The following is a 21,378-nucleotide window of genomic DNA, read 5'->3' on the forward strand; positions in this document are numbered from 1 at the left end:
CCAGTTGAGGGGGCTGCAGTCCTCTGAGCTGAGTAAAACTATTTTCCGCCCGTCTCCGCGCGCAGTCCCATGGCAAGAGTTGTTGTCTCTCCAGCCTGAAGTCGCAGCAAACCGGTACCGGAGCGGAGCGCATCCGGCGGACATGTCATTGGTTCCACCGCAATCGCACTACCGTGCCCAGGAAATCCTTCTCGTCGTCCAGCGTCAGCAACATAGACCTGGAAGAACCGGAATTCATCATCGGCCCAGAGCACAGCACCCTTGCCATTTGGTCCAACCAAATGCGCTTCACGACGGCGCGGTGAGCTACTCTCGGCTGTTTCCTCGGCAGCAAAGAAGCAGTGATCCAGCCACAGTCCAACCAGAGATGCTCCCTCTCGAAGGCTGGGAACCACTGTCTCCGCTGGCACCGCTGGACCGGCGGGCAAGTTTCGAATTGGCTCCAGTGGCAGGTTTTTATCAACGGGCAACCGCAGTGTGCAACTACCGAAATCAGCGCCCAACGCGCTTAAGTAAGGATGCCAGCCCAGACCAAACGGGCACTCCCTATCGCTGCGATTATGCACTGTGAACTCTGCCGATAGGCCATCTGCAGCCGTGACTTGCCAACGCACGGTCATACCGAGTTCCCAAGGCCAACCCGGCTGTGGCTCAACTTCCACTCCCAAGGTGACGCTACTGTCATCAGAATCGACCACGGGCCAAACGCGATCTGCAACGAACCCATGAATAGCATTCGCCCGGGACGGCTCCGAAATATCTAGCCGGTGGATTTCCCCATCAAAGATAAATACTCCGTCAGCGACCCTGTTCGGCCACGGAGCCAGGAGCGTACCTGCGGACAACGGTGGATTGAATCCTTTGGGATAGTCTGTCAGCAGTGGCAGGCCACAGTACTCCAGTGATCTCGGGCCACCACCGAACTGGGAAATACTTGCGACGTAGTCACCGGCGGCAATGTCGATGAATTCATGATCGTGCGCGACAAGTTCCATGCGCAAATCACCTTCCACGTGGGTTCGAAAATTAATCCCTTCGAAACCCGAGATTAACCCAAAAACAAAAGCGCGGTTAGGTCAATTTGTGACCTAACCGCGCCATCGCTACTCGCGTTGTCGGAGGCTACATACAGCACATCCTCCGTCGCCAAGCATTAGTCGTCCTCGACCGGAACCAGCGAGATCTTGCCGCGGTTGTCGATATCAGCGATTTCGACCTGAATCTTGTCGCCGACATTGATAACATCCTCAACCTTCTCGATGCGCTTGTCGCCACCGAGCTTGGAGATGTGAATCAGACCGTCACGGCCCGGAGTCAGGGAGACGAAAGCACCGAAAGCGACAGTCTTCACGACAGTGCCCAGGTAGCGCTCGCCGACCTTCGGCAGCTGCGGGTTAGCAATCGCATTAATCTGCTCAATTGCAGCGTCCGCGGCCTTACCGGAAGTTGCCGAGACAAATACGGTGCCGTCGTCCTCGATGGAGATATCAGCACCGGTTTCCTCGGTGATGCCGTTGATTGTCTTGCCCTTCGGGCCGATGAGCTCACCGATCTTGGACGCCGGAACCTTAACGGTGGTGATCTTCGGAGCGAGACCGCTCATCTCGTCCGGAGACTCGATGACCTCAGCCATGGTGGAGAGGATGGCCAGACGTGCGTCACGAGCCTGGGACAGGGCATCGGCCAGAACCTTCGACGGAATACCGTCGAGCTTAGTGTCCAGCTGCAGTGCGGTAATGAAGTCAGCAGTACCAGCGACCTTGAAGTCCATGTCACCGAATGCGTCCTCTGCACCGAGGATATCGGTCAGCGCGACGAAGCGGTTCTCACCGTCAACCTCGCCGGAAACCAGGCCCATGGCGATACCGGCAACCGGAGCCTTCAGCGGCACACCGGCGTTGTACAGCGACAGAGTCGAAGCACAGACCGAACCCATGGAGGTCGAACCATTAGATCCAAGGGCCTCGGAGACCTGGCGAATGGTGTACGGGAACTCCTCACGGGACGGCACGACCGGCAGCAGAGCACGCTCAGCCAGTGCCCCGTGACCAATCTCGCGGCGCTTCGGAGAGCCAACTCGACCGGTCTCGCCGGTGGAGTACGGCGGGAAGTTGTAGTGGTGGATGTAGCGCTTGGAAGTAACCGGGGTCAGCGAGTCAATCTGCTGTTCCATCTTCAGCATGTCCAAAGTGGTGACACCCAGAATCTGGGTCTCGCCACGCTCAAACAGCGAAGAGCCGTGGGCACGCGGAACCAAGCCGACCTCAACGCCCAGGTCACGAATGTCGGTAACACCGCGACCATCGATGCGGAAGCCCTCAGCCAGAATCTTCTCACGGACAATCTGCTTCATCACTGCGTTGTATGCAGCGCGAATCTGCTTAGATACAGCCTGCTCGTCGACATCATCGGAGACGAAGCGCTCCAGCAGCTGCCCCTCGACGTCCTCCATGTACTCGTTGGTGGCGTCATCTCGATCCTGCTTACCCGGGATCGTGAGCAGCTTGGCCAGCTTCTTAGCGGACTTCTTCTCGACTGCGTCAAAAATCTCATCACTGTATGCCGGGAACAGCGGGAACTCCTGCGTTTCCTTCGCTGCGCGCTCAGCCAGACCCTTCTGTGCCTCACACAGAACCTTGATGTGCGGCTTTGCTGCCTCGAGGCCAGCGGCGACGATGTCCTCGGTCGGTGCCGGTGCACCGTCAGCAATACGCTTGACGACGGTCTCCCCCGCTCCGGCCTCCACCATCATGATGGCGACATCTTCGACGTTCTTGCCGCGACGCTTGCGGGTAACGATACGGCCAGCGACAACCATCTCGAACAGAGCCTGCTCGTGCTGTTCCTCGGTCGGGAAAGCGACCCATGCACCCTCCGGGTGCTTGTCATCAGCAACAAGCGCGATACGGACGCCACCGACAGCGCCGGAAACCGGCAGCCCGGAAAGCTGAGTTGCAGCTGACGCGCCGTTGATTGCGACAACGTCGTAACGGTCCTGCGGATCCCAGGACATGACGGTGACGACAACCTGTACCTCGTTGCGCAGGCCCTTGACGAAGGTCGGGCGCAGCGGACGGTCAATCAGACGACATGCCAGGATGGCGTCGGTGGACGGGCGACCTTCACGGCGGAAGAACGAACCCGGAATCTTGCCCGCAGCGTACATACGCTCTTCAACGTCGACGGTCAACGGGAAGAAGTCAAAGCCCTCGCGGGGCTGGTTGGAAGCAGTGACGGTGGACAGGAGCATGGTCTCCTCGTCCAAGTAAGTGGTCACCGAACCATCGGCCTGACGAGCCAGCTGGCCCGTTTCAAAGCGAATGGTGCGGGTGCCGAAATCACCATTGTCGATGGTGGCAACGGCCTCGGTAATACCGAAATCCTCATCAAAGAAAAATTCAACAGCCTTGCTGTTGGCCATAGGTTTCTTACTCCTAGAAATAGCGGCGATCATCGATGTCGCCTTCATCAAATCGAGTGGACTTTGTTTGCGCCCAGCATTCTACCAGGTAACCCGGGAAGTTCTCGTATTGGGCGAGTCGGAGATCTCTCACTGTCACCTGGGTTTTACACCTACGCGGGGTTCTAGGAGTTTGCGGAGCGGGGGCACTTATCGATGACTTCTCTTCACTCATCGATGGATTACCGTGTCTTGTCGACGAATTACCGTGTCTTATCGATGGTGCCCCGGCACTTATGCGCACGCTGTCGGTCAGCCCCCTCCACATGTCGATGAGGTATTCACTTGTGGCCACGCTACAGCGCATCGATGAGTGAATACCACAACGACAAGTGAGCAAAAAGACCCGCCGTGAGCTTCCATCCAATGGAAACCCAAACGGCGGGTCTAAAAGCTTAAAAGCCTTGAATTAACAGAGCAATTTACACCAATGAAGCTCTGACAAACAGGACCTTAAGGGAAATCTTAGCGACGCAGACCAAGGCGCTCGATCAGCTTACGGTAGCGCTCAACGTCGTTGTCCTGCAGGTACTGCAGCAGGCCCTTGCGGCGACCGACCAGCAGCAGCAGACCACGACGAGAGTGGTGATCGTGCTTGTGGAACTTCAGGTGCTCGGTCAGCTGACGAATACGAGCGGTCAGCAGTGCAATCTGAGCCTCCGGGGAACCGGTGTCGGTCTCGTGCAGGCCGAACTCCTTGAGGATCTCAGCCTTTTCTGCAGTGTTCAAAGCCATGTAAATCTAACTCCTTGAATCAAATTATGGTCGTTTTTTCAGTCCACATTCTCGGCTTTCCCGGAACCAAACAGCTTTTGGCAGCTGATTCCTCGCAACTGCTTGTGGACCGCAGTCACAGCCAGCGTTTTACTTTAACAGCTAATCGGTCTTTGCCAAAATGGCCTCGGTGTCTACTACGTCCTGGTTCATCCGGTCAATGAGCTCCTCGACCGAGTCGAACTTCTCCATTCCGCGAATCCGATCGACAAACTCAACCTGCCCGGCGGCGCCGTAGAGGTCCGCGTGACGGTCAATCACGTAGGCCTCGACCGTTCGATCAGTGTCTCCAAAGGTCACATTAGTGCCCACCGACACGGCTGCTGGGTAGCGCACCCCAAACTCGATATCGCCCTTCGGGTCCGGCTCCGGGCGGGCTGCCGTCGGCTGAGCCGTAAACCATGCCGCGTAGACACCATCAGCCGGGACTGCCAAGCCCTCGGCGAAGTCAATATTGGCGGTCGGAAAGCCCAGCTGCGCTCCCCCACGCCCCTGACCGGGAATAACGTCACCATCGACACGGTAGAAGTACCCGAGACACGAGGCGGCTGCGGACACCGCTCCGTCGGCAAGCAAACCGCGAATACGTGTCGACGAAACGCGTTCGGTCGAATCCGCGGCAGTGACGTCGAGGAGGTCGACGATGGTGACGTCGACCCCACACTTCCGGCCGTGCTCCGGCATAGTCTCGGCGGTGCCCGCGGCCTTCTGCCCATAGGTGAAGTTCTGGCCGACAAAGACGGCCTGTGCACTCAGCTTGTCGCGGATAACGGTGCGTACAAAGTCTTCTGGGGGGATGCTGGAGAAGTTCTTGTCGAAGGGCACGACGAGCATGGCATCAATTCCCTCCGCCTCTGCCAGCTCGGCACGACGGGACACGGTGGACAGTGCCGGCGGCACCTTATCCGGGGCAAACAGCGCTACGGGGTTGGGGTCGAAAGTCATCAACAGCGACTTCACGCCACGAGCGCGAGCGTCACTGACTGCAGCAGCTATCAGGCGCTTATGTCCTAGATGAATACCATCGAACACTCCGATGGTTACGACCGTGTCCCCCAGGTCTTCGGGTGCATTGTCCAAGCCATACCAAATCTCCACAAAGAGCTAGTGTAACTGGTCACCGTTTAACACACCGCATATAGCGCAACATAGGATTGCGTCTATGACCGACTTCGATCCGATTGCAGACTCCGGCATTGCCATCGTCGACAAGCCCCAAGGCTGGACAAGCCACGATGTAGTGGGCAAACTCCGTCGAATCTTCCGCACCAAGAAGGTCGGCCACTCCGGCACCCTCGACCCAATGGCCACCGGTGTGCTCGTCCTCGGCATCGGCCGCGGCACGCGTTTCCTACCCCATGTCCACGCGGACACGAAGTCCTACCAAGCCACCATTCGGCTCGGCGCTGCCACACTTACCGACGACGCCGAAGGCGAGTTGCTCTCCGAATCGTCAGCGGCATCGGTGACCGATGAAATGGTTCGAGAGGAAATTGCGAAGTTCACCGGCACGATCATGCAAAAACCTGCGGCGGTATCCGCAGTGAAGATTGACGGTGTCCGCGCCTACGAGCGCATCCGCCGTGGCGAGAAGGTCGATATCCCAGCGCGCCCGGTGACAATCACCCGCTATGAGGTTCTGGACATCCGCCACGACTCCGATCCTTCCCGTCCCGGGGAGTGCATCGATATCGACGTGGAGGTCGACTGCTCTGCCGGCACTTTCATCCGCGCCTTAGCTCGTGACTTGGGGGATGCACTGGGAGTCGGTGGTCATCTCACCGCTCTACGACGTACTGCCGCCGGCGTTTTCACTATTGAAGAAGCATTGACTATCGACGAGCTCACAGCGAAAGCCGAGCAATTCGACACCGCCAATCCAGAAATTGCGGAGATGCGACGCCCCCTTCCGGAGCGCGCCGCTTCCTTGCTGCCGATGAGTCTGGACGCGGCCTGCCTGCGTTGCTTTGATACCCGCGAAATTACTGAACAGCAGGCGGCTGATTTGGCTCAGGGCAAGTGGCTGGAGCCAATCGGAAAACCTGGAGTCTATGCGGCGGTGTCTCCAACGGGAAAGGTCCCGGCGCTGCTCACAGAATCCGGCAAACGGGCCAAGACGGTCTTCGTGGTACGCCCGGCCACGCTGTAACTACTTCTCAAGGCTTTTAACACTGCTCGAGCCACACCGCGGTGGCAACGACGCCTGCGCCGCGGGCCCAGAAGCCCTTTACTCCGCCGAAGGCGTCGGGAATCTCACGGTGAAATGTTAGCTGTAGAGGTCCGCCTGCGAGTCCTCGGGAAAAACCTCGCGCTGCTATCCGTCTCTTCCTCGGTTGCACGGAAACTTCGTCGAAGTCTAGCCACTGCCCGACTATCGGCTCCCAGAGTTTGTACACTGATTCCTTGGCGCTAAATTGCACCAGCGGATCCAAGCGAGCTTCGTCAGTGCGCAAGACTGCATCTATGATTCCTAACTCTAGAGTCTGCTCGACCTCGACATCGATGCCAATCCCCTGCAGCTGTTCAGCGCTCGCGGACACAGCTGCCACGGCCCCGTCGCAGTGGCTAATTGACCCCACGACTCCTCGCGGCCACAGCGGCGCTCCGGTGGGCGACACGCCAATCCCACCTGGGGCAGACTCTCCAAGCCGTCGCAACGCCTCATGCGCAGCGAGGCGCCCTCGGGTGAAATCACGGATTCGAGCAGGTGCTGCACTATCAGACAGCCTCAATTCAGCGCTATGGAGCTGCTGCAATTCCGCATCACTAAAAGGACGCTCGGCATTGGAGTCAATGACCAGCCGGCTACCGGCGGGTAAATGCCCGGCCAGGTACTCCTGGACGTCGGTAAGCACACTCATGCGCTGATGCCGTACCATTTCTCTCCACGGAAACGGGTAGCGACAAAGATGAGTCGCAGAATCATGAATGCCAAGAGACCGCACCATACGCCGGTCAGCCCCCAACCAAATGCCTGAGCCAGCCAGACCGGTGGGAGGAATCCGCACAGGACCGCGCTAACGGTGGCGTTACGGAGGAAGGCTGCATCGCCGGCGCCGAGCAACACGCCATCGAGCGCGAAGACGACACCGCCGATAGGAATCATTGCGACAAGAATCCACCATGGTCCGGCGGTGACTGCGTCAATCACGCCTATGGAGTCGGTAAAAATGCGGACGATACTGGCATTACCCACTGCGAAGACGGCCGCTAGGCCGAGAGCAATGACGCTTGACCAGACAGTAACTCGCTTGCCAGTCCAGCGGGCAACGGCCGTGGAGCTACCGCCCAACGCTGCACCGACGAGCGTCTGTGCAGCAATCGCTAACGAGTCGAGCACCAACGAGATCAGATTCCACAGTTGCAGCATGACCTGGTGCCCACCTAGCGTGGTCGGCCCAACGCGGCCAGCAACCGCCGCGGCAGAGAGGAACGCTACCTGGAAGGACAAGGAGCGAACGATGAGATCGCGACCGAGGACGAGCTGGCTTTTGATAATGGTGCCATTCGGGCGCATGGAGAGCTTGCGGTTAGAGCACTCTTTGAAAAGACTGCGGAGGAACAGCCCGCCGGTAATCAATTCGCCGAAAAGAACGGCCATCGCAGAGCCCTCGAGACCGAAGGCGCGGATCAGAGGCACAATCACAATGGCGGCCGGAACAAGGCCTGAGAGCACAAATAGCAGCGGCGAGCGGGTGTTTTGGATACCTCGTAACCAACCATTTCCAGCCTGCGCAATCAACGTCAGCGGAATGGCGAAAGCAGCAACTCGTAACCATTGCCCGGCATCATGAGCGACCTCCGGATGAGGAGCTAACCAACCGGTAAACACCGGTGCCAACCCCACGATGATGGCAAAGAGGCTCAGGCCCACAAAGATGGCGACCCACGTCGCTTGCAGCCCCTCTTCGACCGCCTCGTCCACGTTGCCCCTGCCAAAGGCTCGCGCTGATCGGGCGGTCGTGCCGTAAGCCAAGAAAGTAAGCTGCGTAGTTACCACGGAAAATACCGTCGAACCAGCAGCAAGCGCCGCAAGCTGGATGGCTCCGAGCCGACCGATGACAGCCGTATCCAGCAGCACATAGAGTGCGGGCGCAGCAAGAACGCCCAATGCTGGCAGCGCCAGCGAAACGATTGCGCGAAGGCTGACATCTGACTTCGCACTGTGCCCGGTTCGCTCTATGCCAGTTTGCTCAGCCTCAGTGCGCTCCTGAGTTTCTCGCGAGTCCGACAATCCCCTAGGCCTCGCTTGTGCCTCGGCGTGCCTGGGCTGCGACATCGCTGGTGTCCAGGATGGCTTGCAGCAGCTCATCCTTGCTGCAATCGCGAGTCAGACCGGCTGCGCGCTCGTGGCCACCGCCGCCAATTTCCAGGGCGACCTGGGAGACATCGACAAGCTCGCGAGAACGCAGCGAGACCGCCCACTGGCCTGGCTCATACTCCTTAAGTACCGCACAGACATCGGCCGCATTGGTCGTACGCACAATGTCCACGACCGATTCAATCTCATCGTGGCCAACTTCGGCGGTCTGGTCGTACTCAATGACGACGTGGATTAGGCCTGCGCCGTCGCCCCACTCGGGCACCAATGTCGCGGTGGAAAGCACCGTGCCCAGGAACGGCAGGTAGGCAAACGGATGCTCTTCCAGCAGCTGTGCACCAATCGTGCGCGGATCGAGCCCCTTATCCAGCAGGCGCGCCGCTGCAGTGTGCATGCGAGAACGGCCGAACTGGAACGACGCGGTATCCGTCAACAGCCCGGCGTAGAGAGCATGAGCCATCGGCGTGGTCAGCTTGATACCCCAGACACCAAAGAAGTCCAGGAGCACCATGGTCGAGGACTCTGCGAGTTCATCAATCATGTTGACGGACCCAAAGCGAGTGTTGGTCGCGTGATGGTCAACATTGATAACGCGATCGGAGGCCATCACGCGATCTTCGAGCGCACCGAGACGCCCCGGGCTTGCGCAGTCGACAGTCACCCACGTGTCAATGTCTTCATCCAGGTCCGTGTACTCGACGAAGCGTTCCCATCCGGGGATGGTCAGCAGCGACTTGGCAGGCAAATCGCTCTCACCGTAGCTGGCGACAGCCGAAATGCCACGCTGTACAAGTGCCATGACCATCGCAGATGCGGCACCAATCGCATCCGCATCGGGGTGAACATGGGCAATGACGCCGACTTTCTTAGCGTCGGCAAGCATATCCTGCATCTGCTGAATCGGCTTGGACATGCGGCGATTAATCGCCTGGGAAAGCTGGTGAGCTGCCTGCTCCTGAGCCTGCGGAGAAGTGGTCACGTGGGTGCCCCTTTCATCGATAGATGTGGCCGGTGGAGAGTTTTACTCCTCGTCGCGGTATGGGTTGGCATCGCCTGCGGGCTTTGCGTTTCTGGCCTGCTCAGCCAATTCCGCGTCGCGCGCGCGAGTCTTATCAAGCAGCGCCTCAAGGTGCGCGGAAATCTCCGGCACCGTGTCAACCTCAAAAGCCAGCGTCGGTGTGTAGCGCACACCGGTGCCACGACCGACTAGGGAACGCAGCTGCCCCTTCGCCTTTTCCAGCGCTGCTGCTGCCGACTCGTAGTCCGGTTCCTCGTCGAGCGTACGTCCGCGCACAGTGTAAAAGACTGTGGCGTCGTGCAAATCGCCGGTGACGCGGCAGTCGGTGATAGTCACAAACTCCAGACGCCGGTCCTTAATCTCACGCTCAATTGCGCTGGCGACAATCTCCTGAATACGCTTGGACAGCCTGCGCGCGCGTGCTGGATCTGCCATTTTCGGCTACTCCCTATCTATCTATATCTGTGCGCAACCATTCGTAGCTAGACCCCATATAGCGTGAGGCCTGAAGTGCCCCTTCGCTGACAAAGACCCATTTGGGATCCGGCAAAACGGTTCAATACAAAGGACTGCTAATACTAACACGCAAAACACTACTCAACTTCGAACCGCATTTTTCGCGACTTCGCCTAAGCTCCTCTACCGGGTGCAGCCACTTGCTTCGCCGCACACTCACCCTTTGTTAATAGCCTATTAATCATCACGACAATGCTGCCGCCATCATCGATGTCATCGACGGCTTGGGGGTCGCTACCACGGAATTGCGCAGCTGAAACGCGGTCTCCTCAAAAACAAAGCCCGCTGCCCCACATCAATTCAACAGTCGGAAACGTCACGCCAGGGAGCAGCTCAGAATCTTTGCCTACAGCTAACGGCCTACCCGTACGCTCTTAACGGCGCTCCACGAAGCTGTACATCGGTAACCCATTAACATGAGAACAGTCAGGCAGTGAATCCATCACGCTGTCCTGCAATGGTGTTTCTCCCTCGATACCGAAAATCCATTTAATCGCAACATTACCTAGCTCCAGCGGATGAAAAAGATAACTTACATCACCGTTTTTATCCTTGGGCGCCACGCTGCCATGGGTTTGTTCCCATTCAGCCACATCCGTCGGATGTAGTACCTCGACGTGTTCACCATTAGCGAACGGTACCTCGAAATCCAACAGCCTTCCCGAACTGAAAAACCGCTGCATATCGAAATCATAGTCTTCGCAGCTTGCCTCTAATTCTCTGGTGGGAGTCTTATAGTGGCACAAATCGACAACACTATTGATGCACAGTGACCAACTTGCACGAGGATCATTCGCCAACGCTGCGTCCTCAATAAGGTCGTATACGTCGTCGGTCCCGAAAAGCAGCGTTGGCCCAAATGCTACGCAAAAAGGCGCTCCCGAAGGGAGCGCCTTATCAAAGTTCACGCAGTGTTTAGCCTACGTTGCTACGTGCGCGGAACCTCGACCATCTCGTAGACCTCGATAACGTCGTCCACCTGGATGTCCGGGTAAGACAGCACCATACCGCACTCGTAACCGGCTGCCACCTCGGTAGCATCGTCCTTCTCTCGCTTCAGCGACTCGATAGTCGCCGAATCCGTAATGACGTTGCCGTCACGAACCAGGCGAGCCTTCGCGTTGCGGCGGACCTTGCCGGACTCGACCATACAGCCGGCGATGAGGCCAACTGCGGAGGACTTGAAGATGGCGCGAATCTCTGCACGACCAATCTCCTTCTCCTCGTAGACCGGCTTGAGCATGCCCTTCAGAGCAGCCTCGACATCCTCGATAGCACGGTAAATCACCGTGTAGTAGCGGATGTCAACGCCCTCAGCGTTGGCAACCTCTGTGGCCTTACCCTCGGAGCGAACGTTGAAGCCGATGATGACGGCGTCAGACGCAGCAGCCAGCGTGACGTTGGTCTGAGTAACAGCACCGACACCACGGTCGATGATGTTCAGTGCGACCTCGTCGTCGACCTCAATCTTGAGCAGGGCTTCTTCGAGTGCCTCGACGGTACCGGCGTTGTCGCCCTTCAGGATCAGATTGAGGGTGTTGGTCTCCTTCAGGATCTCGTCCAGGTTCTCCAGGGAGACGCGCTTGCGACGACGTGCCTGCAGTGCATTACGACGACGTGCATCGCGGCGGTCTGCAATCTGGCGGGCCGTACGATCCTCGTCAACAACCAGGAGGTTGTCACCAGCACCCGGTACGGAGGTCAGGCCGAGCACCTGAACCGGACGGGAAGGACCGGCCTCATCGACGTCGTTGCCGTACTCATCGACCATGCGGCGAACACGACCATATGCGTCACCGACAACGATGGAGTCACCGACGCGCAACGTACCGCGCTGAACGATAACGGTTGCCACCGGACCACGGCCGCGGTCAAGGTGAGCCTCGATGGCGACACCCTGAGCGTCCATATCCGGGTTGGCGCGCAGATCCAACGAAGCGTCGGCAGTCAACAGCACTGCTTCGAGAAGCTGATCGATGTTGAGGCCCTGCTTAGCGGAGATATCGACGAACATAGTGTCGCCGCCCCACTCTTCGTCAGTGAGACCGTATTCAGTCAGCTGACCACGAATCTTCTGCGGATCTGCAGTTTCCTTATCAATCTTGTTGACTGCAACGACGATCGGCACATCAGCGGCCTTGGCGTGGTTAATAGCCTCAACCGTCTGCGGCATGACGCCGTCATCAGCTGCAACAACCAGAATCGCGATATCGGTCGACTTGGCACCACGAGCACGCATGGCGGTAAACGCCTCGTGACCCGGGGTATCCAAGAAGGTAACCTTGCGCTTCTCGCCGTCTAGCTCCACCGGCACCTGGTAGGCACCGATGTGCTGGGTAATACCACCGGACTCGTGGCCACCAACGTTGGCCTTACGAATCGTGTCCAACAGGCGCGTCTTACCGTGGTCGACGTGGCCCATCACAGTCACCACTGGCGGGCGCTGTTCCAGGTCCTCATCGTCGCCCTCATCCTCACCGAATTGGAGGTCGAAGGATTCAAGCAGTTCGCGGTCCTCATCCTCAGGCGAAACAACCTGGACCTTGTAGTCCATCTCGTCACCGAGCAGCTGCAGGGTCTCGTCGGACACCGATGCAGTTGCCGTAACCATTTCACCGAGGTTGAACAATGCCTGAACCAGTGCTGCGGCATCGGCATTGATCTTCTCAGCGAAGTCGGACAACGATGCGCCGCGTGCGAGGCGAATGGTCTTGCCCTTACCGTTAGGCAGCTTGACGCCACCCACCACGGATGGTGCCTGCATTGCCTCGTACTCGTTGCGCTTCTGACGCTTCGACTTGCGTCCGCGACGCGGGGCGCCTCCTGGCCGCCCGAATGCGCCTGCAGTTCCACCGCGACGTCCGCCGCGACCACCGCGCGGTCCACCACCCGGACCACCTGGGCCGCGACCACGGCCGCCGAAGCCACCGCCACCGCCACCGCGGCTTGCCTTTGCAGGCATCTGTCCCGGGTTCGGGTGCGAAGGCATCATCGCCGGAGTCGGGCGATTGCCGCCCGACTTATTACCGCGGCCCTGTCCACCTTGCGGGCGAGGGCCACCCTGGCGTCCACCCGGCTTCGGACCCGGACGGCCAGGACCGCCCTGCGGACGCGGCATGTTGGACGGCCGCGGTGCCGGACGGGACGATCCGCCGGTCGAGAATGGGTTGTTCGCCACACGCGGTGCGCGTGCGCCTGGCTTCGGCCCTGGCTTCGGGCCAGCAGGCTTCGGCGGGCGTGGCATTTCCTGTCCCGGCTTCGGCGAACGGGACGGTGCTGCTGGCTTGGCACCCGGCTTTGCCGCCGCTGGTGCAGCCGGCTTGGCACCCGGCTTTGCCGCCGCTGGTGCAGCCGGCTTGGCACCTGGCTTTGCAGCTGGCTTGGCACCCGGCTTTGCCGCCGCTGGTGCAGCCGGCTTGGCACCTGGCTTAGCTGCTGGCTTGGCACCCGACTTAGCAGCAGGCTTAGCTGCAGCCTTCGTAGCTGGGGCCTGTGCAGACGCGTCAGCACCTGCACCAGCATTCTTCTCTTCGTAGACCTTCTTCATCTTCCTGACGACGGGTGGTTCCACCGTCGAAGAAGCGGTCTTAACAAACTCGCCCTGAGCCTTCAGCTCGGCGAGTAGTTCCTTGCTGGTGACCCCGAGCTGCTTAGCGAGCTCATGGACACGTAGCTTTCCGGACACTGCTCTCCTCACTAGTGGGGGCCGAGCAGCGCCCGATGGCGGATTCGTCCGCGCACCGAGAGCGCCTGCAGGGCTCCCTCTTATCTATTGCCGTTCATCGCTGATGCTTCATCGTGTGCTCATCAGTGTTCAGGTCTTTCTGGTGTCATTTTTCCTGCCTCCCTGCTTAGCGACACGCACATCGTCAGCGGGGGCGAAAACCTCCGCCACTTCGTAGTGCGTGGCGATAAACTGTTTAACCGGAAACGCATCTACCTGCGTAGATACCTTCAGTGCGCGGCCAAATGCACGGCGCTTGTCGGCGATCTCCCAAGCTTTTAGTGTTGGGGTAATCCAGGCACCTCGTCCCTGCATCCGACGACGCGGATCAGCAACGACGGCTACTGAGCCATCTGAACGGGTGGTAGCGACAATGCGCAGCAGCTCCGAGCAATTGCGACGCTGCTTAGTTGCAATACAGGTACGTGTGGGTGCAGGTGTATGAGTTGTCGAATTCGGGTTTGTCACCCGCGAAGCCGTCATACTCCTGACGCACCCACCTTCCTGCTAAGAAATTCAGCGCGAAAATTCGCATAGGAAAATCACGCCTTGTCGTTTGGCCACTTCCCAGCATAACCCGAAAAGGCGGAAAAGTGCCAACCCCCTAGGCACTTTCCCGCCACTTTCGCAACCGCTGGGACGCTGACGTTGCGTCTACTCCGCGTCGGAGTGGATATCGATTCGCCAGCCGGTCAGACGAGCCGCCAGACGGGCATTCTGTCCCTCCTTGCCGATAGCAAGCGAGAGCTGGTAGTCGGGCACCACTACATGTGCACGGCGCTCATCCATGTCCAAAATCTTGACACTGACGACCTTGGCTGGCGCCAGCGAGTTACCAACGAACTTCGCCGGATCCTCGTCGTAGTCGATGATGTCAATCTTCTCGCCCTTGAGCTCATTCATAATCGAGCTCACGCGCTGACCGCGCGGCCCAATGCAGGCGCCCTTAGCATTGAGCCCCTTGACCGTGGGACGTACAGCAACCTTGGTGCGGTGACCAGCCTCGCGTGCAATCGAAATCAATTCCACTGCCCCATCGGCAACCTCCGGAACTTCAAGTTCGAAGAGCTTGCGAATGAGCTCCGGGTGCGTGCGTGACAGGTGAATCGCAACACCCCGCGGTGTCTTGTTCACACCGACGACGTAGCACTTGATGCGGTCACCGTGCTTGAGTTCCTCACCTGGCAGCTGCTCAGCCGGCATCAGAATACCGTCGCGACCATTGGCCTCCGAACCGATGTGGACGACGACAATGCCCTTTTCATTGGCATAGACATCGCGCTGGACCACGCCGGAAATGACCTGGTTAGACAGGTCTGCGTATTCGTCGAGAACCTTGTCGCTTTCCGCATCCCGCAGACGCGAAAGGATGGTCTGACGAACAGCGAATGCAGCGGTACGCTCAAAGTCCTCCGGAGTATCGTCCCATTCGGAGATGAGATTGCCCTCGTCGTCTCGCTCCTGAGCAAAGACTATGACGTCACCGGTCTCACGGTCGATTTCGACGCGCGCATACTGTGCCGGTGCGGTGGTATTACGGTAGCTTTCACGCAATGCCCGGGCGACCAGTCCCAGCATTTCGTCGACAGGAATACCCTTTTCCCTTTCCAAGGTTCGCAGGGCAGCTAGTTCAATCTTCACTTGTTATCCTCCAGCCTGGTCAAGGCATCGTCATAGTCTAGTCCCGCAAAATCTTTCTCGGCTGCGGGCGGATTAGAGAATTCAACTTGTACCACTGCACGGGCCACATTGGTTAATTGGACACGCTGACCAACAGCCTTCAACCGCCCCTTTGGCCCTTTAGAGGTAACGAGAATGATGGATTCTTCATCCGGCGACAGCGCACCAATGCGGGCTGCAATCGCGGAACCGTCGGCAAGCGAAATTTCCGCAATGCGACCACGGTTACGTCGCCAGTGCCGTGGCTGCGTCAGCGGTGCGTCAATACCAGGAGTGGAAACTTCCAAGGTGTAGCCCTGAGCGCCGAAGTCGGCTTCGCCACGTGCCTCCGCGGCATCCAGAGCGGAAGATACTTCATGCGTGGCCTGTTCCAGAACATCGAGGTCAGGACGCTCATCTGCGTCAATCAACACAATGACCTGTGACTTTGCGCCGGCGCGAACGACCTTGACATCTTCCACATCCAGGCCGATTTGTGCGAGCGCCGGGCTCACAAACTGTTCAATTTTCTCGGGTGCGGGTATCGCCATAGTCGTAGAGTCTACAGGTCAAGCGCTAGGAATTGCGCACCTGGGCACTTTCCACGCACCGCATTGATACAAAGTGCCGCCCGCCGTGGCACCATAGTGAGGTGATTGTTGAACCTCCCGCCCCCAGTTCTGCTTCCGCATCGCGTCGCACTCGCACTCTCTCGCGCCGTGGCTTCCTCACTGCTGCCCTCGCCGTGGGGTCACTTCCCGCGCTCTCCGCGTGCTCGCATCTGGTGGCACCACGCCCGGATTACGCCATTGAGGTTCTCCACGCACTGGCGGCACGCGATGCACATTCGCTTATCGACGCCGATCCTGACCTCGCAGCTGTGCGCTCCGCGCAGGTCACCGAACTGGATAAGGAAATCACACGCGCCTGCGGTACCCGCAAGGACGGTAAACCTGTCGATGAATGCGGCTCGGACGTCGCAGTCCCAGGATCCCTGGCTGCCGGTGTCGATGCGACGTTACTGCTCACGGACTCGCGAAATAGTCCGGTACTGACGAAGGCTCTGGATTCACGCACTGCATTGCGGGAGGAGCACACTGCGCGCCTTGCCACGGCTGTCGATGGCGGTATAGTCCTCGCTCTGCGTGCTGCGGGCGCTGAGTGGGAGGAGATTGTCCCATTGATTCCCAGTGACAGGGATGAAATCTCGGGTGCCGAAGATCAGATGACTAAGGCACTGCAAGCCGAATACATGATGATTTACGGTGTTGGCGTCGCCGCACCACGTGTCGGAGGCGATACCACTACTGCTCTTTTGGCTCGTGGCGAGCGCCACCGTATTTTGCGCGATCGTGCCCGGCTAATTTTGGAGGATTCCGACGTTGAGGTGCCGGAGAGCGCACCTGGCTATATGCCGGAAGATGCTCCTTCACCGGATACGGCACCCGTCGATTACATGATTGCGTTGGAGCGCTATTGCGCCCAGGCGTGGGAAGACGTATTGCTCGCTGCCAATAACCCTCGGATGCGTATGTTCGCACTGCAGGCAGCTGGCGTGGCTGCCGCCGGAGCGGCAGCGCTAGGTGGCAACAACTTGGAGCCGCTGCCGGGACTCTAAGCCTTGCGAACCAGCTCCGCGACGTGAGCTGCAATGCCGTCAGCGGCGACCTCGTCGGTCTCGTTGGTCAGGCGGTTACGCAGCTCCACCTTGCCGTCCGCGTAGCCACGGCCAAAGATGACCACAAACGGCATACCCAGCAACTCAGCGTCCTTGAACTTCACACCGGGGCTGACCTTCGGACGGTCGTCGAAAAGCACCTCAATGCCCTGCTGACTGAGGTCTTCCGCCAGACGTTCAGCGGCCTCAGCTGCTTCGGCGTTCTTACCGGCCACAGCGATGTGAACCTTGTACGGTGCTGCGGCAACTGGCCACTTCAGGCCCTTTTCATCCAACTGCTGTTCTGCGAGGACAGCGACCAGACGGGACACACCAATACCGTAGGACCCCATCGTCGGACGAGCACGCTTACCGTTGACATCGAGGATGTCAATTTCAAAGGCGTTGGTGTACTTGCGGCCCAACTGGAAAATGTGACCAATCTCGATGCCGCGCTCGATCTTTAGCGTGCCATGCCCCTCCGGAGCCGGGTCGCCGTCACGCACCTCTGCGACATCGCAAATACCGTCAATCTGGAAGTCGCGACCGGCGACCACACCGACGATGTGCTTGCCATCCTCGTTGGCGCCCGCAATCCAATTCGTGCCCTCCGCTACGCGTGGGTCAGCTAGGACCTTCACGCCGTGATCAGCGAGCCCCTGCGGGCCGACGTAGCCCTTAATCAGGAAGTCATTGGCTGCGAAGTCCTTGTCCTCCAGCAAGCGCACCTCACCCGGTTCAAATGCGACCTCGAGACGCTTTTCATCGACCTCACGGTCACCGGGAACCAGGACTGCGGTGAGCTGTTCCGGCAGGGCGTTGCCCTCCTTATCGACCTTCTTCGGGTCGACGGCGACGAGAACGCACTTCAAAGTATCGGCAGCGGTGACCTCGCGTCCGAGGTCCACGCCATTGGCCCAATCAACAAGCGCTGCAATGGTGGTGCAGTTCGGAGACTCGTAAACCTTCGCCTCCGGCTGTCCCTCAATCGGCTGCGGTTCGACTGCCGGGATTCTCACGGCTTCAACGTTGGCGGCGTACTCACCGTCGGTGGAGACTACGAAGGAGTCTTCGCCATTTTCGCTAACAGCCAGGAACTCCTCGGAGGCCGAACCGCCCATAGCGCCGGAGGTGGCGTGGCAGATTTCGTACTTAATGCCCAGCCGGTCAAAAATTCGCTGGTAGGCACCGCGGTGCAACTGATAAGAATTCTCCAGCCCCTCGTCGTCCATGTCGAAGGAGTAGGAGTCCTTCATCACGAACTCGCGGCCACGCAGAATACCCGCGCGCGGGCGGGCCTCGTCGCGGTACTTGGTCTGAATCTGGAACAGCGTTGTCGGGAAATCCTTGTAGGAGCTGAAAAGATCCTTGACAGCTAGCGCGAACATCTCTTCGTGCGTCGGCCCCAGCAGGTAGTCCGCGCCCTTGCGATCCTTCAGACGGAACAGCTCGGGGCCATATTCGGTCCACCGATTCGTCGCCTCGTACGGTTCACGCGGGAGCAGTGCAGGGAATGCCAGCTCCTGTGCGCCAATGCCTTCCATCTCCTCGCGCACAACCTTCTCTACGTTGCGCAGAACCTTCAAGCCCAGTGGCAGCCAGGAGTAGACACCAGGGGCGGTTCGCCGGATGTAGCCGGCACGGACGAGCAGCTTGTGGCTAGGGACCTCGGCGTCAGCGGGATCCTCGCGCAGTGTGCGTAGGAACAGCTGGGACATTCGCGTAATCATGAATGCTGATTTTACCCGTCAATCATTCTGCGCAACATGCGGGGCATTACTATGGTGCCCATGCTCGTAGTCCTACCCCCATCTGAAACCAAAGCCACTGGTGGCAGCAATCCCGCAGTGGACTTTTCCTCGCTGAGCTTCGGGGCCCTCAACTCCATCCGCGAGCGCATTGCAGCCGATCTCGTGGCGTTAAGTGCGAACAGGGAAGCCGCGATGGAAACACTGAAACTGGGGCCACGTCTCGCTGACGAAGTCACAGCTAATGCTGTACTCCTAGAGTCGCCGACCATGCCGGCTCTCGAGCGCTATACGGGGGTGCTCTACGACGCACTCTCCCCCAGCGACCTGCCGGAAACCGGCCGTGCTCGACTCGCCATCGGGTCAGCGCTCTTCGGCGTCATTGGCGGGGACGACCTCATCCCCCGCTACCGTCTGTCTGGCACGGTCAAGCTCCCCTTCGCGGATCAGCCTGCCGACGCAGCTCCCACGATGAAGCGCCGCTGGGGCACCGCCATCACCGAGGCTCTCAATGATGTCGACTTCCTCATCGACCTTCGTTCCGGCACCTACGCCAATTTGGGCAAAGTCAAGACCGCGACAACGATGACCGTGCTCACCGCCGAAGGCAAAATCGTCAGCCACTTCAACAAGCACTACAAGGGCCTATTTGCCCGTGCCATCGCCCTTTCCGACACGGCACCGACCTCTCCCACAGAGGCCGTCGACATCGCGCGCGCCGCAGGATACGACGTCTCGCTTGACGACGGCGCCCTCATCTTCCGCGTCCCGGAAAACTAAATGTCGTCGTTGTAGCGCTTCCGGCCTGCCACAATGGCAGCAATGAGCGCAATGACGGCGATGAAAATGCTGTCGTATCGCGAGCCTTCTCCGCCGAGGAGAAGGAGTCGGAAGATAATCATGGCTCCGAGGTAGAACACGAGGAAGGTCGCAGCGCCCATCCAGATGGCGCTACGCAGCTGATCGTCGGCAAGCAGTCGGGTAACAATCCCTGCCTTTTGCTGCTCTGGCTCGCGCTTCTTCAACTTGTTGTTGCTCGAATTGTTGCTCTTACTCATCGCCCTCATCCAGACCGGCGACTTCACCGATGACGATAACTGCGGGCGGCTTGATTGCCTCTTCGACCATTTTCTCGCCAAGCTCGCCGAGCGTGCAGCGTAGGGATCGCTGATTCGGCAGCGTGCCGTCCTGGATGACCGCAGCCGGAGTCTTCGGGCTGCGGCCGGCCTTCATCAGAGCCTCGGCAATCTTCGGCCCGTTCTTAACTCCCATAATGATGGCAATAGTGCCGTGCATGTGGCCAAGCGCATCCCAATTGACTAGCGAAGTCTTGTGCCCCGGTGGGACGTGACCGGACACGACAGTGAATTCGTGGTTGACGCCACGCATGGTAACTGGGATGCCAATCGTCCCCGGTACCGCCAGTGCCGAGGTGATACCCGGCACAACTCGAACCGGTACCCCTGCCTTCTGCAGCTCCTGAAGCTCTTCAAAACCGCGGCCGAAGATGTACGGATCGCCACCTTTGAGCCGGACCACAAAGTAGCCCTCGCGGGCACGATGAACTAGCAGTTCATTGATGCGCTCCTGAGCCATGGCGCGACCGTAAGGAAGCTTGCCGGCATCAATAATCTCGACATCCGGCTCCAAGTCACCGAGCAGCGACAGTGGACCGAGGTGGTCTGCAACGACGACGTCGGCAAGCCGGAGCAGGCGACGCCCCTCAACGGTAATCAGACCAGGATCGCCCGGGCCACCGCCTACGAGTGCGACCTGCCCAGCGAGATCCCCAGCGCGCGACGCGCGACGGCCGGTCAGTGCCACAGGAGTAAGCGGGCTGGATGTCCCGGTTTCATCGTCGACGAGAATACCTCGGCGGTGTCCCTCGAGTGTCACCTCACGCAGCAACGACTCGTCACAGCAGACCATGAGAGCCTTGCCCCAGCTCATCGCCTCGGTAAAACCAGTGCGGGTCAAACTAATACGGCCGTCTGCAGCCCAGGCCTCAATCGCAGTTGTTACTTCCCCACCCTCACACACAGTGACATCAGCGCCAGAGTCCAACAACCGAGGAATCACGCGCTCTGCAGCCGTGGAACCGCCAATCACCAACACGCCGTAGTCTTTGAGAAGCAAACTCATAGCTAATACTTTACCCGGCGCACGAAGCAACAAAGCGACTGACGTTCCCCGGCGCACCAACCGGATGAACATGCAGGTAACCGGCATGAATCCGCCCAGACTCGGAAACGAAGCCGTCGCGAACTGTCTCGCCTTGATATCCACGCCAACCCCAGGCGGGTTGCCACCCGGCCGCAGCAGCGACACTTGCGGTGTCATCAGTGAGCGCTGTCTTGTGGAACTCGTGACCGCGCACGCGCGTACCTACCGGGCACAATGCAGAATCAGTCAGAGCCACAGCCTCCCGGTACCCCAACTTCAACCGTGCCATGTGCGCTCGCCCCGGGATGATGCCACACATACGGCGCCCACCGAGATCT

At 59.2% G+C, this 21,378-nt stretch carries 19 protein-coding genes and 1 pseudogene; 3 read left to right on the forward strand and 17 right to left on the reverse strand.

Features of this window, described 5'->3' with window-relative positions:
• Window positions 1-38: 38 nt before the first annotated feature.
• From HMPREF2847_RS10165 to HMPREF2847_RS10180, 4 genes are all read right to left on the reverse strand, one after another.
• Window positions 39-995 carry an aldose 1-epimerase family protein gene (locus tag HMPREF2847_RS10165; protein ID WP_070852322.1) on the reverse strand — a complete coding sequence of 319 codons (957 nt, stop codon included), beginning with the start codon at window positions 993-995 and terminating at the stop codon, window positions 39-41.
• 158 nt (window positions 996-1,153) lie between these two features.
• Complete coding sequence (locus tag HMPREF2847_RS10170; RefSeq protein ID WP_070852323.1) at window positions 1,154-3,421, reverse strand: polyribonucleotide nucleotidyltransferase; 2,268 nt, start codon at window positions 3,419-3,421, stop codon at window positions 1,154-1,156.
• Between the two features lie 504 nt (window positions 3,422-3,925).
• Complete coding sequence (rpsO, locus tag HMPREF2847_RS10175) at window positions 3,926-4,195, reverse strand: 30S ribosomal protein S15 (protein WP_070852324.1); 270 nt, start codon at window positions 4,193-4,195, stop codon at window positions 3,926-3,928.
• Between the two features lie 141 nt (window positions 4,196-4,336).
• Window positions 4,337-5,332 (reverse strand): bifunctional riboflavin kinase/FAD synthetase, encoded by a 996-nt coding sequence (locus HMPREF2847_RS10180; RefSeq protein WP_070852325.1) that lies wholly within the window; start codon window positions 5,330-5,332, stop codon window positions 4,337-4,339.
• 64 nt (window positions 5,333-5,396) lie between these two features.
• Between HMPREF2847_RS10180 and truB the strand changes: the two genes are divergently transcribed.
• Complete coding sequence (gene truB, locus HMPREF2847_RS10185; RefSeq protein ID WP_070852326.1) at window positions 5,397-6,383, forward strand: tRNA pseudouridine(55) synthase TruB; 987 nt, start codon at window positions 5,397-5,399, stop codon at window positions 6,381-6,383.
• A 16-nt stretch (window positions 6,384-6,399) separates the two neighbouring features.
• Here truB and HMPREF2847_RS10190 read toward each other — a convergent pair whose 3' ends face one another.
• From HMPREF2847_RS10190 to rimP, 9 genes are all read right to left on the reverse strand, one after another.
• Window positions 6,400-7,095, reverse strand: coding sequence for a 4'-phosphopantetheinyl transferase family protein (locus tag HMPREF2847_RS10190; protein WP_246822003.1), 696 nt, complete (start codon window positions 7,093-7,095; stop codon window positions 6,400-6,402).
• Entirely contained in the window at window positions 7,092-8,468 is a 1,377-nt protein-coding gene (locus tag HMPREF2847_RS10195) for an MATE family efflux transporter (RefSeq protein ID WP_083327368.1), read from the reverse strand. The genes HMPREF2847_RS10190 and HMPREF2847_RS10195 overlap by 4 nt, the downstream gene beginning before the upstream one ends.
• A 4-nt stretch (window positions 8,469-8,472) precedes the next feature.
• Window positions 8,473-9,534, reverse strand: coding sequence for a DHH family phosphoesterase (locus HMPREF2847_RS10200; protein WP_070852328.1), 1,062 nt, complete (start codon window positions 9,532-9,534; stop codon window positions 8,473-8,475).
• Window positions 9,535-9,576: 42 nt separating this feature from the next.
• Window positions 9,577-10,008, reverse strand: a complete 432-nt coding sequence (gene rbfA / locus HMPREF2847_RS10205; RefSeq protein ID WP_070852329.1) for a 30S ribosome-binding factor RbfA — start codon at window positions 10,006-10,008, stop codon at window positions 9,577-9,579.
• A 455-nt stretch (window positions 10,009-10,463) separates the two neighbouring features.
• Window positions 10,464-10,997: a hypothetical protein gene (locus HMPREF2847_RS10210; RefSeq protein ID WP_246822004.1), complete on the reverse strand. Its 534-nt coding sequence runs from the start codon at window positions 10,995-10,997 to the stop codon at window positions 10,464-10,466.
• A 20-nt stretch (window positions 10,998-11,017) separates the two neighbouring features.
• Entirely contained in the window at window positions 11,018-13,774 is a 2,757-nt protein-coding gene (gene infB / locus HMPREF2847_RS10215) for a translation initiation factor IF-2 (protein WP_070852330.1), read from the reverse strand.
• Window positions 13,775-13,903: 129 nt separating this feature from the next.
• Window positions 13,904-14,296 carry a YlxR family protein gene (locus HMPREF2847_RS10220; RefSeq protein ID WP_070852331.1) on the reverse strand — a complete coding sequence of 131 codons (393 nt, stop codon included), beginning with the start codon at window positions 14,294-14,296 and terminating at the stop codon, window positions 13,904-13,906.
• A 171-nt stretch (window positions 14,297-14,467) separates the two neighbouring features.
• Window positions 14,468-15,454 carry a transcription termination factor NusA gene (nusA, locus tag HMPREF2847_RS10225; RefSeq protein ID WP_038628709.1) on the reverse strand — a complete coding sequence of 329 codons (987 nt, stop codon included), beginning with the start codon at window positions 15,452-15,454 and terminating at the stop codon, window positions 14,468-14,470.
• Window positions 15,451-16,023, reverse strand: a complete 573-nt coding sequence (gene rimP / locus HMPREF2847_RS10230; protein WP_005509582.1) for a ribosome maturation factor RimP — start codon at window positions 16,021-16,023, stop codon at window positions 15,451-15,453. The genes nusA and rimP overlap by 4 nt, the downstream gene beginning before the upstream one ends.
• Window positions 16,024-16,124: 101 nt before the next feature.
• Here rimP and HMPREF2847_RS10235 point away from each other — a divergent pair, with 101 nt between their 5' ends.
• Complete coding sequence (locus tag HMPREF2847_RS10235) at window positions 16,125-17,090, forward strand: DUF4439 domain-containing protein (protein WP_070852332.1); 966 nt, start codon at window positions 16,125-16,127, stop codon at window positions 17,088-17,090.
• Here HMPREF2847_RS10235 and HMPREF2847_RS10240 read toward each other — a convergent pair.
• Window positions 17,087-18,859 carry a proline--tRNA ligase gene (locus HMPREF2847_RS10240; protein ID WP_070852333.1) on the reverse strand — a complete coding sequence of 591 codons (1,773 nt, stop codon included), beginning with the start codon at window positions 18,857-18,859 and terminating at the stop codon, window positions 17,087-17,089. The genes HMPREF2847_RS10235 and HMPREF2847_RS10240 overlap by 4 nt on opposite strands.
• A 60-nt stretch (window positions 18,860-18,919) precedes the next feature.
• Here HMPREF2847_RS10240 and HMPREF2847_RS10245 point away from each other — a divergent pair, with 60 nt between their 5' ends.
• Entirely contained in the window at window positions 18,920-19,657 is a 738-nt protein-coding gene (locus HMPREF2847_RS10245) for a YaaA family protein (RefSeq protein WP_070852399.1), read from the forward strand.
• Here HMPREF2847_RS10245 and HMPREF2847_RS10250 read toward each other — a convergent pair.
• From HMPREF2847_RS10250 to HMPREF2847_RS11370, 3 genes and pseudogenes are all read right to left on the reverse strand, one after another.
• Entirely contained in the window at window positions 19,654-19,935 is a 282-nt protein-coding gene (locus tag HMPREF2847_RS10250; protein ID WP_246822005.1) for a hypothetical protein, read from the reverse strand. The two genes, HMPREF2847_RS10245 and HMPREF2847_RS10250, sit on opposite strands and share 4 nt — an antisense overlap.
• Window positions 19,928-21,019 (reverse strand): uroporphyrinogen-III C-methyltransferase, encoded by a 1,092-nt coding sequence (cobA, locus tag HMPREF2847_RS10255; protein ID WP_070852401.1) that lies wholly within the window; start codon window positions 21,017-21,019, stop codon window positions 19,928-19,930. Before cobA ends, HMPREF2847_RS10250 begins: the two co-directional genes overlap by 8 nt.
• A gap of 10 nt (window positions 21,020-21,029) precedes the next feature.
• Window positions 21,030-21,378: pseudogene (locus HMPREF2847_RS11370) on the reverse strand (cobyrinate a,c-diamide synthase); the annotation flags it as partial.

Origin of the sequence: Corynebacterium sp. HMSC074C03 (assembly GCF_001838285.1) — a bacterium.
Classification (GTDB): domain Bacteria; phylum Actinomycetota; class Actinomycetes; order Mycobacteriales; family Mycobacteriaceae; genus Corynebacterium; species Corynebacterium amycolatum.